Below are 889 nucleotides of genomic sequence, written 5' to 3'. Positions count from 1 at the left end.
GGTCTCGGGCGCAACAAACACATCCAACACAGCAACCGCACTGAAATGCTGTGGGTTTCCTACCCTAACACCAGCGAACACGACATCGACTACCTCGGCGTGTGGCAGCAAACCCAATACCATCAGCAATCCATGACACAATCGTGTCTGTTAATGCGCCCCCAACAAGTGATGCGATTGCCACGCAGCGCCGAGACCTGCCCAACCGATGCAAGCCTATACACCCAAGATGTCACCCGCGAGTTTGCCGATATGTGGTGGGTAAACAATGACGAACCGAAAGCCAATTTGGCGCAAATGAACATCATGGTGCGCTGGTCAACCACTCCGGCAGAAATCAACTACACCACTTGGGAATACTTACCGGCGGGAGCCAACTGGGAGCAAGGCATTTTGTATCGCTACCAACAGAACGTTAGTCGTAACCGAGATGGTTCTGATCATATTGAAACGCATACGATTTCTGAATTTGTCAAAGTGAGTGAAGAGGTATAACCATGGCAACGACTTCAGCCCTAACCCACATTATTCAGCAGTGGCAGTCTGGTAATAAACAAGCCGAAAGCGAGCTGTACCAATTCGCCTATTTGCAACTGCGTAAAATCGCCCAACAAGAACGTGAGCGCAACGCCGAAAAATACGGCACCGACAACATGGTATTGGCAGACAGCGTCAACAGCACCACCGCATTGATTCATGATGCTTACCTAAAGATGTCAAACTGCGACATGAGTGAAATCGCCACCAAGCGTGATTTTTTCTTAATGGCCGCTAAAGTCATGCGCCAAATATTGATCGACAACGCTCGCTCACACCAAGCGCAAAAACGCCAACACATCACATTGATGAAGGACGAAGAAGACCGCTTTGAGCAGTTGATCATCATGGA

General features: G+C 49.3%; 1 protein-coding gene and 1 pseudogene. Both read left to right on the top strand.

Features of this window, described 5'->3' with window-relative positions:
• A pseudogene (locus R8N49_RS25790) lies at window positions 1-495 on the top strand (chromosome partitioning protein ParA); the annotation flags it as partial.
• Window positions 496-497: 2 nt separating this feature from the next.
• Window positions 498-889 (top strand): ECF-type sigma factor (locus R8N49_RS25785; RefSeq protein ID WP_318190291.1); only part of this gene is annotated, 392 nt, incomplete at its 3' end.

This window comes from Vibrio sp. 1978 (genome assembly GCF_033344345.1).
This window is presented reverse-complemented; position numbering and strand designations above follow the sequence as displayed.